10 protein-coding genes are annotated in these 16,698 nt (G+C 40.5%); 6 read left to right on the top strand and 4 right to left on the bottom strand.

The features are described from left to right. Positions 1-57 precede the first annotated feature (57 nt). The 4 genes from I6J02_RS02030 to I6J02_RS02015 form a co-directional block, all read right to left on the bottom strand. The gene (locus I6J02_RS02030; RefSeq protein ID WP_201680182.1) at positions 58-1,524 is read right to left on the bottom strand and encodes a RagB/SusD family nutrient uptake outer membrane protein; all 1,467 of its coding nucleotides are present in this window, start codon (positions 1,522-1,524) and stop codon (positions 58-60) included. A 17-nt stretch (positions 1,525-1,541) separates the two neighbouring features. Further along, a complete protein-coding gene (locus I6J02_RS02025) occupies positions 1,542-4,748 on the bottom strand; it encodes a SusC/RagA family TonB-linked outer membrane protein (RefSeq protein WP_201680181.1) in 3,207 nt (1,068 codons plus the stop codon). A gap of 65 nt (positions 4,749-4,813) precedes the next feature. Further along, entirely contained in the window at positions 4,814-5,869 is a 1,056-nt protein-coding gene (locus I6J02_RS02020; RefSeq protein ID WP_201680180.1) for a dipeptide epimerase, read from the bottom strand. Positions 5,870-5,929: 60 nt separating this feature from the next. Further along, complete coding sequence (locus tag I6J02_RS02015) at positions 5,930-7,159, bottom strand: C40 family peptidase (RefSeq protein ID WP_201680179.1); 1,230 nt, start codon at positions 7,157-7,159, stop codon at positions 5,930-5,932. Between the two features lie 322 nt (positions 7,160-7,481). Between I6J02_RS02015 and I6J02_RS02010 the strand changes: the two genes are divergently transcribed. The 6 genes from I6J02_RS02010 to I6J02_RS01985 all read left to right on the top strand — a co-directional run bounded on the left by I6J02_RS02010 (position 7,482) and on the right by I6J02_RS01985 (position 16,662). After that, positions 7,482-8,504 carry a N(4)-(beta-N-acetylglucosaminyl)-L-asparaginase gene (locus I6J02_RS02010; RefSeq protein WP_201680178.1) on the top strand — a complete coding sequence of 341 codons (1,023 nt, stop codon included), beginning with the start codon at positions 7,482-7,484 and terminating at the stop codon, positions 8,502-8,504. Positions 8,505-8,645: 141 nt separating this feature from the next. Then, positions 8,646-9,161 (top strand): peptide-methionine (S)-S-oxide reductase MsrA, encoded by a 516-nt coding sequence (gene msrA, locus I6J02_RS02005; RefSeq protein ID WP_201680177.1) that lies wholly within the window; start codon positions 8,646-8,648, stop codon positions 9,159-9,161. Between the two features lie 694 nt (positions 9,162-9,855). Next, positions 9,856-10,413 (top strand): RNA polymerase sigma factor, encoded by a 558-nt coding sequence (locus I6J02_RS02000; protein WP_201680176.1) that lies wholly within the window; start codon positions 9,856-9,858, stop codon positions 10,411-10,413. Positions 10,414-10,508: 95 nt separating this feature from the next. After that, a complete protein-coding gene (locus I6J02_RS01995) occupies positions 10,509-11,591 on the top strand; it encodes a FecR family protein (RefSeq protein WP_201680175.1) in 1,083 nt (360 codons plus the stop codon). Between the two features lie 155 nt (positions 11,592-11,746). Next, entirely contained in the window at positions 11,747-15,049 is a 3,303-nt protein-coding gene (locus I6J02_RS01990; RefSeq protein ID WP_201680174.1) for a SusC/RagA family TonB-linked outer membrane protein, read from the top strand. 14 nt (positions 15,050-15,063) lie between these two features. After that, positions 15,064-16,662 carry a SusD/RagB family nutrient-binding outer membrane lipoprotein gene (locus I6J02_RS01985; protein ID WP_201680173.1) on the top strand — a complete coding sequence of 533 codons (1,599 nt, stop codon included), beginning with the start codon at positions 15,064-15,066 and terminating at the stop codon, positions 16,660-16,662. Positions 16,663-16,698: the final 36 nt, after the last annotated feature.

Here is a 16,698-nt window from a genome sequence, read left to right as displayed (position 1 = left end):
AAACAAAAAGAAGCAATCTGTTAAAATAGATTGCTTCTTTTTCTTATTGAGGAAATCTTAATATCCCGGGTTTTGCTGTCCCTGGATATCCGGATTTGCATTGATCTCATCCTGTGATATCGGCAATATAGTTCTGTAGAATGATCGGTCTATTGAAGACGTACGGGTAGGTACGCTTATCCCGGCAAAAGCATCATCAAAATTGATAGTCTTGTTCAGTCTCAACATATCAAAATAACGAATCCCTTCTCCGAAGAACTCTTTGCTTTTTTCCGCTAATATCAGATCTTCCGTTACACTGGATGCAGTAGCAGCAGCTAATGCCGGAGCACGTTTGCGGATAGCCTGCAGGTATTCCGCAGCTTTTGTAGGATTAGGAACAGTGGATTTCAAAGCTGCTTCTGCAGCTGTAAGATACATCTCGGATAAACGTATGACTTTGATGTTTACCGCTGTAAAATTAGAAGTTCCTTTATCACCGCTGAAGGTTACCGAACCGGAATACTTATAGCATGAACCTAATCGTGTTGTTGATGACTCATCACGCGCCATGACACCTTTTCTTACATCATTCGGATCTGCATTTAAAGCATTCAGGAATGGAGTACTGGCTAGAAAATTCCCTAATGCACCTGTCTGATGATTTCTTCTCATCAAATAGAAAGCAAGAGAAGTACGTGCCAGATCTCCCTGATTAGGTTCGATCACAAATTCAAGAATAGATTCTGATCCAAACTGATTAGACCAGGAGGATACCCATTGCGCATTGCTGTACAGGCTGTAAACACCCGAATTAATAACTTCCTCCGAGGCTTTCAGTGCATTGTCATAATCTCCCATTGTCAGGTAGACTCTCGCTTGTATGGCTTTGTTGGCGTAATAGTTTACATAACCGTCTCTTTTCGTTTTGGGAAGACCTGCTTCCGCATCCTTAAGATCCTTGATAATCTGCGTGTAGTTTTCTGCTACTGTGGATCTTGCCGGCTGACTGTCGTACAATAATGTTTTGGTAATATTCGGTACGCCCCAGGCATTTTTATCATCTGTATACGACTTACCATATAATCTCACGAGATCAAAATAGGCTAATGCTCTGATCGTAAGTGCATCGGATTTGGCCAATGCAAAATTTTCCAGTGTACCCTGACTTTGTAGCTTTTCAATATTTTCCAGCAGGTTATTAGACTGATAAATAATATTATAAATAGAAGTCCAGAAACTGGAATAGCTATTGGCCTGGGCACTGTGATTAAACGTATAGAAAGGGTCTAATCCCCTTCCCTGAGAAAAGAGCGTAAAATCTCCCCCTTTGGCATCTCCGTAAATTATAAAATTACGTCCGTAGTAATTGGAGGAAGTCATCTGACGAAGAATTCCGTTGACCACGATCTGTGCGTCATTGGCTGTACGGATAGCCTTGTCATAGTCTACGGCATTGCTGGGCTCGACTTCCAGAAAATCTTTACACGAATATGCTGTACTAAGTACAGATGCTGCGAGTATTATTTTTATATATTTTTTCATGTCAATATCAATAAAAATTAGAAACTGAATTCTACACCGAAAGTATACGTTTTACCATATGGCGTTTCCCAGCCACGTGTTGAGTATTGGTTGACTTCCGGATCCGCAATTTTATATTTGGAGAACGTTAGCAGATTGGTTCCGTTAAAAAATACACGGGCATTGGAAATTTTAGCTTTGCTCAACCATGCCGCCGGCAATCTGTAAGCCAGGTTAATGTTTTTCAAACGAAGAAATGAAGCGTCATAAAGATGGCGGCTGCTGTACTGAATAGCATCTGTCAAATCATTTCCGTCAATCTTTGGTTGACTCCCCTCCATATTGTCAGGAGACCACATATTTTCGTAATAATAGGCGGATCGGATTCTTTCCCAATAATAGCCGTCATCCATCACATCTTTCTCTGCACCATCATATAATTTGCCACCTATTTTATAACTGAAATTAAATCCCAGAGAGATATTTTTGTATTCAAGGTCCGTATTAATCCCACCAAATACATCCGCTACACCTGAACCGATAATTTTACGGTTTGCATTTCCAAAATTGTAGGTCGCCGAACGGCCGTTATACTCAAAATCAGATTTATCATTATTGGTATACCATACATTCTTACCGTTGTTTTTATCTACACCTGCCCATTCATAACCATAAAAAGACAATACAGACTCTCCTTCACGGTAGATGAATTGTGCCCGGGCATCTCCTCCTGTAGGATCATTCCAGATAATATCTTTTCCACCGTTTAATCTTTTGACTTTTGAATCCAGGAAGGAAGCATTCACACGGGCTGTCCAACGGAAATTATCATTTTTAATGATATCTCCGCCCAGATCGATTTCTAAACCGCTGTTATTGATTACACCTACATTTCTTAGAATCGTAGTAAAACCCGTTGTTCCGGAAGTCGGTACATCCTGTAGCAAATCTTTGGAATCTCTGTTGAAATACTCCACAGATCCTGTCAGTCGGTTATTAAATAATCCAAATTCTAAAGCCAGGTCATAAGTTTTGTTCTCTTCCCAGCCTAAATTGAGATTTCCAAGCCCTCTGTCAATAAGCCCTGTAGAACCGTCACTCACAATACCTCCCGGATTACCTTTATAGTTATACTTGTAATACATAAGAGTTCTCCACGCAAAATCATTGGTTGGCAATGTTCCGTTTACACCATAAGAACCTCTCAGTCTCAGGGTCGAAAGGGTTTCATTATTCTTCAGGAAATCTTCTTTGTGCAGACTCCAGGCTCCTGAAACCGACCAGAATGTACCCCAACGGTTTTCGGGGCTTAATCTGGATGAACCGTCCCGGCGGATAGAAGCGCCAGCGAAGTATTTTTCATTATAATTATAGTCAATCCGGGATAGATACGACATCAGATTGTTTCCCCAGGTAAAGCTGTCTGCTTTAAAATTAGCACCTGTTCCGATGGATGTTAGAGCACTGGATCCGAGATTGATAGAATTGCTATACTGGTAATCCGTTTTATTCTTTTCCGCTTCAAAACCGCCCAGGATATTCAGATTGTGCAGTCCAAAGCTTTTAGCATACGTAAGCGTATTAGAAGAAACATATTTTCGGATATTCGTTGACCATTTGCTGGAACTTCCTTTATCTGTAAGACCGTTAAAATGCAAAGCTGAGTAGAACAGATCATCTTTTACTTCTGTATTATCGAACGAGAAGATAGTCTTTGCGGTCAGGTTGGGGATGATTTCCCAGGAAAGAGATTGCACGGCTCCAAGTTTCAATGTATTTGTATTGTTGTCCCATTCCTTGTTATAATAGTCCGAATTGTAAGCTAAACTTCCGTATTGCGCAGTCCATGGATTCCCCGTTTTGTAATCCGTAGGCCAGTAGAATGGAAACAGTAAGTTGCGGGCCTGAAAGAAATAATTCGAACCTGTACTTCTGGTATCATTAAATCCGGTTTTACCTGTGCTGGCCACATTCAGATTGACATTATACTCTACATTATTAAATACTTTCTGAGAGAGGTTTATCCGTCCTGAAATACGGTCATACTCATTGATAATAGCTCTGCCTTTATCTTTTGTATAGGATAGAGATGAATAATATTTCGTAGTCTCTGTGCCGCCACTTAAAGACAGATCATTTGTCTGAAATACACCTGTTCTGAACAGATAATCTTCCCAGTCAAAGAATTTTCCTTCTCTGTTTTCGACACCGTCAGTCATCCCCAGAATTTTGACATTCGTCATTCTCAAGGGATTATCCACCTCAAATTTGTAACCATGGATATTAAAACGACGATTGATCTGACCCAGTGCATACGTACTTGCTTCCTGATCGGTATAGTTCACACCTGTAGCACTGTTTTTATTGGATGTACGGTAATCATGGAAGATCTGATACTCCATGTTTATCTGAGCCTGAGGATCCGCAATTTCATAATTATCCGTTGCCCATGAAGGGGTGAGGCCGATTGACGTCCTGAAGTTAAGAGTAGGTTTGCCCGTTTTACCACGTTTGGTTGTAATAACCACCACGCCATTTGCGGCCCTCGAACCATAGAGTGAGGATGCTGCGGCATCTTTCAGAATGGTGATGGATTCAATATCTGCAGGATTTAGCGTACTCATTACATTAGATGTCGAATAAAGCTGTCCGCTGATTTGTCCGACATTACCAGATACGACCGGTACACCATCAATGACAAATAAGGGATCATTGGAGGCATTCATCGATCCTATACCCCGTATACGTATGCTGGATGTGGATCCTGCCTGTCCGGAAGCAGAGTTAATCTGTACGCCTGCTACCCTGCCGCTCAATGCATTTTCAAATGAAGTAGTAGGAACATCTGCAATTTCTTTGGGACTCACCGTTGCTGCAGATCCGGTATACGTGCTCTTTCGGGCCGTTCCGTAAGCTACGACCATGACCTCTTCCAAAGCCTGATCACTTGCCGTCAGACTGATCGTCAGAGAAGACCGGTTACCGACTTCCATTTCTGCATTCTGATAACCTAAAGAGGAAAAGATTAAAGTGTTGGAAGAGGTGACTTCACTGATAGAAAAAGAGCCTTTTTCATCTGAAGAAGTACTCTTGCTGCTACCCTTAATGGTGATCGTGACACCAGGAATAGGTTTGCCTGTTGCGGCGTCTGTCACTTTACCGGTAACAGTACTTTGTTGTGCATGAGCATGAGATACCGCAAAGCAAAACATACAGCACAAGCATGCAAGTAAAAGTTGTTTCATAGTTAAGGGTTAGTTAATTTGTTAAAAAAATATGGTTAGTATTCTATTCTTGATTAAAAATAAAGCTAAATTTTTAGTATTCCAATTCCCGGTCTTTCCGGCAGGATGCATTTCCCCTCTACAACCTGCATGCCATCATAAATATCATTTGCGATCAATAAGGCTCCATCTAAATCAGCCCAATCCACAAGAGGAGCTAACTGTGCTGCTGCGGAAATCGCACAGGAAGTTTCCGTCATACAACCGATCATCACCTTCATTTCCAGAGCTCTTGCGAGTTCAGCCATCTTTTTTGCTTCCCGCATTCCTGTACATTTCATGAGTTTGATATTGATGCCCGTGTATACATCTTTCAATGCCGGTACATCAGCCAGTCGCTGACAGGCCTCATCTGCTATCGTCGGGATCGGACTGTGTTCGGTAAGCCAGGCATTGTCATCTATCTGTTCCTTAGGCATAGGTTGTTCCAGGAAAACCACATTGCGCTCAGCCAGCCAGTGAGCCATTTCCAATGCCTGTTCTCTGGATTTCCATCCCTGATTGACATCCGCACATAGCGGGCGATCGGTTACTTTACGAATGGTATCGATAATCATTTTATCCGTATCCAACCCGAGTTTTACTTTCAGGATCTTGAACTGATCCGCTTCAGCTACTTTCTGACGGATCATTTCTTCTGTATCGATACCGATGGTATAGGATGTAGGAGGGATAAGTGCCGCATCTAATCCCCATATTTTATAAAAGGGCTGTTGCAGGATTTTCCCCAGCAAATCATGCAATGCAATATCTATCGCTGCTTTGGCTGCTGTGTTTTTGAGCATGGTCTGATCTACATAGTGCAGGATTTCTTCGGTCTGGAAAGGGGAATTGAAACCGCTCAGATCAATCTGATTCAGAAAATTAATCACACTTTCCTGTGATTCTCCAAGATAGGGTGGCATACTGGCTTCTCCATATCCGATAATACCGTCATACTCCAGTTCTGTGAGGACTACGGGAGTCGTGCTGCGACTGAAAGATGCAACAGTAAATACATGACGTAGTTCTAACGTATAGGGGCGGTAACGCAATTTGAATGCTCCGAAATCTTTAGCTATCCAATCAGCTGATGTACTCATAATAGTTTTTTTATGGTATTAAATTACTTGATATATTTTGTTTTCAGACACTTTCCGCCGTTACTTTCCGGCATTGTAATAGGTGCTGTTCTCTACTTTTTGAAGGTTACTTTCATGTTCTCCAAGGTAACGCCTTGCCGCAACCACAGTTCTGGTCTGGAAGTCGTCATAGTCCGGAGAATCTTTAAGCATACTGTTGATCCGTACCGATCCTGCTGAATGGATGAAGGTACCATTGCCGATATAAAGAGCTACATGTGTAACACGGGCATCAGGATTACTGTTTTTACCTGCCGCGAAAAACAGTAAGTCAGCAGGTTTTAAATTCTTTAAGGCCTTCTCAGGATCAAAGTGACCGTCTTTGCCCAGTATGTCAATTTTTTGACCTGTCAGAACCTGTTGTGAAGCATCACGCGGAATAATATAGCCGTTCATAAAATAGGCTGTTTTGGTAAAACCACTGCAATCTACACCTTTAGTAGAGGTACCTCCCCAAAGGTAAGGCAGACCCAGCATCGTTCTGGCACTGCTGATAATATTTTCAGAGGTAGGCTTCCGTGAAGTTAACCATTTCTCATAGGTCATGACCTGTTCTTTTCGGACATAAGCTTTTCTTTTGTCCGGGTAGGTTACCGCATAAAAATTGCCGCTTTCGCCATTCAGGATCAGCAAGTCTCCGTATACCAGGTCAGAGACCTGTTGTCCCTGAGTATTTGCTGTAGCATAAGACTTGCCGTATTCATCGGTAAAGATTATTTTCCTTGCTTTTTTCCAATCGTTCAGCTCTTCATTTGTCATGGCGACAACAGAGGATGTCGGCACCCAGGCAATATAGCCTTCAGCTGTACGTACACGATAGTCGCCTTTTATTTTTTGCAGGATGTCCACCTGAGCACCTAATAATACCTGACTTGCCATTTCTGCAGAATGCTCAGGTTTGGTGCGTAGATTGGCTACTGAAAGATTGACCACTCCTGCAGGCTTGTCCGAAACGGAAGCATCGGGAAGCAAGGTGACCGATACCTGAGCATTGATCCCTTTTAACTGTTGTTCAAGTTTATCTTTTGCTGTTTTTTCGGTTGTCTGGATTACATATACGTTTTTGGGGATATCAACAGATAAAAACTCTATAATTTTTAATCTTTTGTCCGGTGCAATTTCCGTTTTTACGGTTTCTTGCAGTTCTTTGATTCTGAAATAGGTTGTAGAGTCAATAACTTGCGCATTTACATGATTTATACTTGTAAATAAGGTAAATGCAAGAAATGAGTAAGTAATAAAAGTCTTCATGTTGGATAGTTTAAGTCTAAGTTACCATTAAAAATATGATAAAGCTATAATTATATTGTATGTTTTTGATTATTTGAACAAAAAAGTTGCACAAAAACGAATGGTAGTGGTCGTTAAGTAATAAATAGCATTGAGGGTAGTATAAATTTAGTACATGCACACGCGACACGCGTGCGCCAGCAAGGTAATATTAATTAAAAGCTTCGCTAGCGCACACCTTTGGCGTGTGAAATACAAGCATACGCAACACGGCTAGCAAGCGTATCTAATCTACACGAATCATAAAGCTTTTTCGTAATATTGTGCTACAAATATTATTCGTATGCATTCAAGACGTAAATTTATAAAACAAGGAATCGTTGGTGCGGCTGCTTTAGGAAGTATAAGTACGCTTAGCGGTTTTGCTGAAGACAAAATACTGAAACCGGGTAAACCTATCGTAATCTCAACCTGGGACTTTGGGATAGCGGCGAACCAGGCTGCCTGGGAAGTGTTAAGTAAAAAAGGAAAAGCTATAGATGCTGTAGAGCAGGGTGTACGTGTGCCGGAAGCAGACCTGAAAAATATGACTGTAGGCAAGGGGGGATATCCGGACAGAGATGGAAATGTAACCTTAGATGCCTGTATCATGGATTCGGAAGGTAACTGTGGTTCCGTTGCAGCTCTGGAACATATTGCACATCCGATATCGGTGGCAAGATTAGTAATGGAAAAGACTCCTCATGTGATGCTGGTAGGTGAAGGAGCCTTACAATTTGCATTAGAGCAGGGATTTGAGAAGGAAAACCTGCTTACTCCGGAGGGAGAAAAAGCGTGGAAAGAATGGCTGATAGAGAAAAAATATAAGCCAGTCATGAATATTGAGAACAAAGGTTTTGCTGCAGAGCGATTGCCTGGCAATCAATATAATCACGACACCATCGGAATGCTGGCTTTAGATAGCGACGGTAATCTTGCCGGAGCCTGTACGACAAGCGGAATGGCATTCAAAATGCACGGCAGGGTTGGTGACAGTCCGATTATAGGAGCAGGACTATATGTGGATAATGAAATAGGAGGAGCTACTTCGACCGGCGTAGGAGAAGAAGTAATCCGTACAGTAGGAAGTTTTCTGGTGGTCGAACTTATGCGCCAGGGTTATTCTCCTGAGGCAGCCTGTAAAGAAGCTGTAGAACGTATTATTAAAAAGAAACCACAGACAGCTAAAGAAATACAGGTTGGATTTCTTGCGCTTAATAAAAAGGGAGAATATGGCTCTTATGCGTTACAGAACGGATTTTCGTACGCTGTATGTACAGAAGAAAAACAAGATTTGCTGATCAAGGGTAAACATATTTTTAAATAACAGTTTTATATTCTGTATTTAACCATTGGCATGCTGACGGGATGTGCATCATAAGCGCGTTGTTTTTTGACGTTATCATTATAGAGCTCAGGTGACAAGTGGTTTATTATTGTTTAAATTTGAGTTTTTAATTTTATAATCATGCTAGTAACATTTGGAGGGGGATGCTTTTGGTGTACCGAAGTAATCTTTCAGAATACAGACGGAGTGAAATCAGTTTTACCGGGATACATGGGTGGCAAGAACGATCATCCCACTTATGAACAGGTATGTACAGGTACTACAGACCATGTAGAAGTTGTTCAATTGGATATTGATGAATCAAAAGTAAGTTTTGAGGACTTGCTTAAAATCTTTTTCAAAACTCATAATCCTACCACACTTAACAGACAAGGCAACGATGTTGGTACACAGTACCGTTCGGTTGTATTCTATCACAATGAAGAGCAAAAGGAGAAAGCTGAACACTTTATTCAGCAACTGGATGCGGAGCATGTATATGCAGACCCTGTTGTAACAGCTGTAGAACCGGCAAGTACATTCTGGGAAGCTGAAGATTATCACCATAATTATTTTAATTCACATCCTGAGAATCCATTCTGTTCCGTTGTAATAGCACCAAAACTGCAGAAATTTCTAAAGGAATTTAAAGCATAAAAAAAGGTGGAGATGATAATACATCTCCACCTTTTTTTTATAACCGATCTCAAATCCTGTATTTACCGTATCAGCAAAATCTTGCTGCTCTGTTTCTTCACTTCCGATATTAAAAGAAGTAAAAAAACGTTGTTTTCAAAACAATGCTTTATGTCGTTTCCATATTTTTAAAAAATGTTTTCTTTGAAAATATGGAATTGCAATATTTATGTTTTGTTTGTATCTTTGTGTTTAATTTTTTTTCTTTAAATTTTCACTAACTAAAATGTTTCTATATCTAAATACCATTTCATCAAATGGAATTGAAAAAGTATTTGAAAAGAAGAAAAGGTATAAGGATAAACTTAAATTTCAGGGAGATGCTAAAAAAGGGATTTAAACTGATACTCATAACTTTTATAATTTGTACACTCTATAGTATACAGAGCTGTTCCGGTTCTAAGGACTTATGCTCTGCTTATGATAGTCACAAATCACACAGGAAGTCAAAAACTTCTATGGGTATGCATAGTGGTAAGAAGCAAAAATGGCAAAATGGGAAATAAGTAAATTATAAATTTTTAAATAATATTAAACTTTTCAAGGTTCATAATACTAATATGATTACTTTTAACACTTTCCTGATCATTATAAAAAAGGTTACTGTGAAAGCATAGTTGTCCAAGAAAAATAACTGCAACTACACGAATCATATATGAACAATAAACTGACCTATAGACTTCTTTGGGAACGGATGCGGAATGGAGATGAAGATGCTTTCTTTGATCTCTATAAAGCACTGTTTTATGAATTGGTCAATTTTGGTATACGCACAAGTGGAGATGCAGAGCTGTCCAGTGAGGCGACGGATCAGGTATTTGTGACATTATGGGAGAAAAGAGATAAACTGGAAAGAGTAGAGAATGTCCAGGCTTACCTCATTACCTTTCTCAAACGCAAACTGCTCAGACTCGTAGAAAAGCAGAATAAAATAAATAAAGCACTACAAAATGTCAAGGCTGAGGATGACTGGTTTGAAATGCCATATGATGAGTTTATAATAAAAGTACAAACCAATGAGTGGATTCAGCACCGGTTGAAAGAAGCACTCGAAAAGCTTACCTTCAGGCAAAAACAACTTATCCATCTTAAGTTTTTCGAAGGGCTTACCTATGAACAGATAGCGGCTCAAACACAGCAAACCATCAAGACTGCTTATAATACCGTATATGATGCCCTCAAAATATTACGACAAGAGCTAAAAGATTTTTAATTATTTATATCTGATAATCAGATATTTGTGATTTTTTAATTTTTTTTCTTAGGCAATTCTTTCCATATAGGGCACTATAAGGGAAAGAGGACCAAATGATAAACACCAGATACGAAAATGTTGAAGATTTTCTTATTGACGATACCTTTCAACAGTATTGTTCGGGAGAAAACCAGCAATGTATTCAATATTGGGAAACCTATTTACGCCATCATCCCGAACAACGTGAAAAAATACTGCAGGCGAAAAAGCTTTATACTATCCTCGTAGGAAATAAGAAGCCGCTAAATGTGCAGGTGAATAAACTGAAGGCTGACATGGAAGTAATTTCCCCTCCGGCTGAAAATAAAATAATACGTTTTTCATTCTGGCTCAAAATAGCCGCTGCAGTAGTAGTACTTGCAGGCGGATTGTTCTGGAGTCTGCAGCGTTGGAATGTACAGGAAGAACCTTCTTCTACTTCCCGGATCAGCTATGTGACGGCCAATGGAGAGAAAAAAACTATTCAGCTTTCTGATGGAACTAAGGTTACATTAAATGCCGGAAGTAAGCTTTTTGTCGGCGATAGCTTCAATAAGAATGAACGAAATGTAACACTCATAGGAGAGGCTTTTTTTGATGTCAGTAAAAACAAAGACAAACCTTTTGTTCTTCATACACAAGATTTCGATATCCGGGTTTTGGGTACTGCTTTCAATGTAAAGGCCTATCCGGATGAAAAAACTTCTGAAGCCGTACTTATCCACGGTCTCATTGAAATGAAAAGTAAAAGAGGGAATGAGAACTCTCTGATATTAAAGCCAAATCAGAAAGTAATTATTTCTAAAACAGATAAAAAAGAAGAAGCTCTTCCGGAAAGAGTAAAGAAAACAAAAAAATTGCCTCTTCAGGAAATTACGATTCAGGACCTGCAGCCGGTAAGTGCAGAAATACCTTTAGCAGATATTGCGTGGAAAGAAGGCCGTCTGGAGATCGTAGATCAGGACTTCTCGTCGTTGGAACATATACTGGAACGCTGGTATGATGTGGATATCGAACTGGAAGGTCATCAGTTAAATGATTTTAGATTTACAGCCACCTTTAGTAAAGAAGATATTGGGCAGGTGCTCAGTTCATTACAAAAAGTAAACCCTTTTAAATATAAAATATATGGAAAAAAAATAACGATTTATGAATAATTAAAAAGGATGGTGAGCCAACACCATCCTCCTAAAAAATGATTAGTAAACCGGCAGCATAACTAAGCCAAAAAGTGCGCTGCCAAGTTTTAACTTTAACCAAGTACCAAAGTATGATTAAAAATTGCTTATTGCAAGTGCATAAGGTATGTTTTATGCGCTTTAGATTCATTATCTGGATGAAACTAACTTTGATTATGATGTTAATCGCCTGCCTCCATGTGTCGGCAGGTGTCTATTCTCAGCAAAAAGTTACCTTAGATGTTAACAAAACCAAACTGAGTAAAGTGTTGAAGATTATAGAACAAAATAGCGATTACTACTTTGTCTATAACTCGACAAACCAATTATTGAACAAAGAAATATCCTTATCTGTAAAAGAAACGAAGGTTGTCGATGTATTGGATAGACTTTTCAAAAGATCTGATCTTCAATATTCTGTTTCAGGTGACGGACTTGTGGTGATTACACCCAGACAACAATTAAAAGTGAGAGGAATAGTAACGGATGCACAGGGAGTAGCACTATCCGGAGCGACTGTACGCCTTAAAGGAACGGCTATCGGTAAAGCAACAGACCTGAATGGCCGCTTTGAATTAGATGTAAATTCCGGTAGTGTACTGTTAATTTCTTTTGCCGGCTATCTGTCTCAGGAAGTAACGGTTCAAAACAACAATGAGATTAAAATCGCACTGCAGGAAGACAATCAGCTTTTAAATGAAGTCGTAGTCACAGCTCTGGGCGTGACCCGTGAAAAGCGTACGCTAGGTTATTCCGTAACCCAGATTAACGGGGAGACACTGACACAGGCTCGTGAAAACAATATTGCCAACTCTCTTGTCGGTAAAGTGGCCGGTCTTGATGTGAGTGCTACTTCCGGAGGTGTCGGGTCAGCGACCAGTGTGGTGATCAGAGGGGCATCCAGTCTGAGCCAGACGAATCAGCCTCTGTATGTCATCAATGGTGTTCCTATGGAAAATGCGCCGGTAGGATTCGGAAATACTAACCCTAACGGAAATAAAGGGAGTCAATGGGACAATGCGCCGGATATGGGAGATGCTATCGGTAACTTGAATCCTGATGACATCGAAAGTATATCTGTACTGAAAGGTGCAGCTGCATCAGCGCTTTATGGTTCACGTGCCAAAGCAGGGGTTATCCTGATCACAACCAAATCAGGAAAAGGTTCCGGGATTGATTTCAGTAGTAACTATGTCGTAGAACAGGTAATGGACCGCACCGACTGGCAATATGTATATGGTCAGGGAACCAATGGTGAAAAACCGGTAAGTGCAGCTGCTGCTGCTCAGGTAGGCGGATCCAGCTGGGGAGCAAAATTGGACGGAAGCAGTGTGCCTCAGTTTGACGGGGTTTCCAGACCTTATGTTGCGCAGCAAAATAATATAAAAAACTTCTATAAAGACGGACATACCTGGACCAATTCTTTAGCCCTGAATAAATCATTTGACGGAGGAGCACTTCGTTTTTCTGTCAGTGATGTTTCAAATAAATCTATAATGCCTAATTCGGGTTTAGACAGACAATCTTTTAATCTGACAGGTACATTTGAACCTATCAAAAGACTGGCTATTGATGCACGGGCAAATTATATTATTGAAAAAGCAAAGAATCGTCCGATGCTTTCGGATGGTGCAGGTAGTGCCAATTACAATGCTGTATTTCTGCCAACAAGTCTGGATATCAGAGATCTGAAGCCCTGGAAAACAGATAAGGGAGCAGAAATACCTTACAATACCGGAAATACATGGGATACAAATCCTTGGTTTGCGGCTTATGAAATCCAGAATAATACAGACAGAAACCGGTTGATCAGTTCCATTTCTGCCCGCTATACGTTTGATAACGGCCTGTTTATACAAGGACGTGCAGGACAGGATTTTTATACCAATAGTTACCTGAGCGTACTCCCTCCGGGGCTTGCATATGTACCGCCTAATAATTTGGTGTCACAGAAAATGCGTTTTTCAGATATCAATGCGGACGTATTAGTCGGTAAGTCTTTTAAAGTAAATGACGATATTTCCCTGACTCCTAATGTAGGTGCAAGTTACCGTAATACAAAGACAGATCTGACTATCAATCAGGGATCTGGAGTTCTGGTTCCAGGAGTATACAATATTGCAGGTTTAAAGAACAAATCTGTGGCTTATGCAGAGACAGAACAGGAAACGCAGTCTGTATATGGAACAATGGAATTTGCCTACAGAGATATTTTATATCTGACAGGTAGTGCACGTTCAGACTGGTTCTCTACACTCGCCGCACCTGGTAAGGATAATAAACTGAATGTGGTGTATCCTTCTATCAGTGGTTCCTTTGTTTTTACCGAATTTCTTAATTCTTCCACTATCAACTTCGGTAAATTAAGAGCCGGTTATGCTGTTGTCGGACAAGCTACACGGCCTTATCAGACAGCGTTGACCTATAGAGTGATGAGTGAATCCTTAAATGGTGCCTCTTTAGGCCTGATCAATAATCTGGAGATTCCGAATTCAGGATTAAAAGCATCTAAAGCCTCCGAACTAGAGATCGGTACTGATTTACGCTTTTTCAATAACCGTTTGAATGTCGATCTGACCTGGTATAAAAAACGTTCGGATGATGAGATTACCGCTGTGACTACATCAAGCACAGTAGGATATGACGGAGCGATTCTGAATTCAGGATCTATTGAAAATAAAGGGGTAGAAGCATTGATTACCGGAGTTATTATTAAAAAGGAAGATTTCAACTGGACTTCTTCTATTAATATGACTTACAATAAGAATACAGTTATCTCTCTTGCAGATGGTGTTCCTGAACAACTGATTGCGACATCTCGTTCCGGTGTAGGTTTTCTGAAGAATATTCCGGGAAAAGCTTTGGGTCAGATTGTAGCATACGACTATAAGTATGATGCAAACGGAGAAATTGTAAGACTGGCAGACGGTTCTCCGGACAGAGGTGAATTGAAAGATTATGGTTCTGCCTATAACAAATGGTTTGCCGGCTGGAACAATGACTTTACATACAAAAGATTCAACTTCGGATTCCTGATTGACGGTAAATTCGGAGGCAAACTGTTCTCCGGAACAGACTATCTGGGCTATATCAAAGGATTACACAAAGAGACTCTGGAAAATCGCGAGACATTGGGTAATACTGCACCCAAATTTTATGAAAATACAGCCAACAATACATCATTCCGTTTTGTGAATGATGCCAGTTTTATCAAATTCAGACAGTTGACTTTCGGTTACAGTTTCCCTGCGAAGATGTTTAATAATAAGATCAATAGTTTAAATGTCAGTCTGGTAGCCCGTAATCTGTTTATTCTGATGAAGAAAACAGATAATATAGATCCGGAATCCAGCTACAATGCGACATTCCCTGGTCTGGAACTGGGAGGTATGCCGCCGGCTAGAACTTTTGGGGTAAACTTAAATGTTAAATTTTAATCAAGAAGAACAGTATGAAAAAGAACACAATAAAAATATATGGTCTTTTGGTTGTAGCCGGACTTTTGGGAATGACAGCCTGTACCAAAGATTTTGTGGATATTAATACGGATCCTGTTAATAGCGGGCCGACAACTTTTAATCCTAATTTCAATTTTACCACTTCACAGTTGACGTATACAGGAAGTACAGACTTTGCTTATGAGACCTGGCGTGGTAATCTTATCTACTCAGGTACCATGATACAGGGACTTTCATCAGTGGTCAGCTATTGGGCGGGAGATAAATACATGCTTACTCCCTGGTATACTTCGGCTTATTGGGAAAGGGCTTATGCTGAACAGGTAAAACCGATAGTGGATGTAATCGAACTGACTCGTGATAAACCACAATATAAGAATCTGCATAACGTAGCACGTATCTGGAAATCCCTTATTTTTGCCCGGATCACAGATCTGTATGGAGATGTTCCTTATTCCGAAGCCGGTAAGGGTTACTATCAGAATAATCTGTCTGCCAAATACGATAAACAGCAGGAAATATATATGAGTATGCTGAAAGAGGTGGAAGAAGCTATGGCCGCATTAGACGCCAATGCAGATCAGGTAACAGGTGATGTGATCTATAAAAGTGACCTCGAAAAGTGGAAACGCTTTGGAAACTCCCTGATTTTACGATTAGCTATGCGTCTGACTAAAGTGGACGAGACAACTGCCAAAGCATACGCCGAGAAAGTGGTTGGTAAAACCCTTCAAAGCAATGCGGATAATGCTTTTTTGAAGCATGATCTCAGTGGTGCACGTGTGACACAGAACCGTAATGCTCAGGTATTATTGGGCGACGGCGGACAGGAACATTATTATGTGAAATGGTCGGATACCTTTATCAATGCCTTGAAGAGTGCAAATGATCCGCGTATAAATGTAGCCGTTACTAAATTTTTCCTTACTCCAAATGAACTGGATGATAATGGAAATAAAAAACAAAACCCAAATTACGTGACCGACCCTGCGGTTCAGAAAGGTATGCCAAACGGGAAAGATCTGAATAGTAATCCTTTGTATGCGATCAGTTCGCATCCTTCCTACACCAGTTTTCCGGAATATTCGTCACCACATCCGGGAATGATTAAAAGAGATGGAATTACATTTATTCTGACCTATGCGGAGAGTGAGCTTTTGTTAGCTGAGGCTGCACAGCGATGGGGGATAGGAGGTTCGGCTGCTACTCATTATAAAAATGCCGTAAAAGCCGGTATTACATTCTTAGGTCAGTATGATGCTGCATTAACAATAAGTGATGCGGATGCCGAGACCTATGCTACTTCACATCCGCTGACAGGCGGACTGGCTCAGATTGGTCAGCAATACTGGATTCATCAAAATACAGCACTGAATTTTTATGAATCATGGTTCAACTGGAGAAGAACCGGATATCCGAATCTGACACCGGTTGTGTATCCGGGAAATGCAACAGGCGGTACGATACCACGTCGTTTTCCTTATCCGGTAGCGGAAGAAGCAGGATCTAATAGTGCTTACTATAAAGCTGCGTCTGCTGCTGTTCCGGGAGGAGATAATCTATCCGGACGTGTATGGTGGGATAAACAATAAAGCATAAATCCTATGAAATAAAAAACGGGCTATCTT

This window comes from Sphingobacterium spiritivorum (genome assembly GCF_016725325.1).
GTDB lineage: Bacteria > Bacteroidota > Bacteroidia > Sphingobacteriales > Sphingobacteriaceae > Sphingobacterium.
The sequence above is the reverse complement of the archived record's forward strand: the minus strand, read 5'-3'. Positions and strand labels throughout refer to the sequence as shown.

Excerpts from the sequence above, each read along its gene's own strand:
- I6J02_RS02030 (WP_201680182.1), bottom strand. The coding sequence starts at position 1,524 with ATGAAAAAATATATAAAAATAATACTCGCAGCATCTGTACTTAGTACA.
- I6J02_RS02025 (WP_201680181.1), bottom strand. The coding sequence starts at position 4,748 with ATGAAACAACTTTTACTTGCATGCTTGTGCTGTATGTTTTGCTTTGCG.
- I6J02_RS02020 (WP_201680180.1), bottom strand. The coding sequence starts at position 5,869 with ATGAGTACATCAGCTGATTGGATAGCTAAAGATTTCGGAGCATTCAAA.
- I6J02_RS02015 (WP_201680179.1), bottom strand. The coding sequence starts at position 7,159 with ATGAAGACTTTTATTACTTACTCATTTCTTGCATTTACCTTATTTACA.
- I6J02_RS02010 (WP_201680178.1), top strand. The coding sequence starts at position 7,482 with ATGCATTCAAGACGTAAATTTATAAAACAAGGAATCGTTGGTGCGGCT.
- msrA (WP_201680177.1), top strand. The coding sequence starts at position 8,646 with ATGCTAGTAACATTTGGAGGGGGATGCTTTTGGTGTACCGAAGTAATC.
- I6J02_RS02000 (WP_201680176.1), top strand. The coding sequence starts at position 9,856 with ATGAACAATAAACTGACCTATAGACTTCTTTGGGAACGGATGCGGAAT.
- I6J02_RS01995 (WP_201680175.1), top strand. The coding sequence starts at position 10,509 with ATGATAAACACCAGATACGAAAATGTTGAAGATTTTCTTATTGACGAT.
- I6J02_RS01990 (WP_201680174.1), top strand. The coding sequence starts at position 11,747 with ATGCGCTTTAGATTCATTATCTGGATGAAACTAACTTTGATTATGATG.
- I6J02_RS01985 (WP_201680173.1), top strand. The coding sequence starts at position 15,064 with ATGAAAAAGAACACAATAAAAATATATGGTCTTTTGGTTGTAGCCGGA.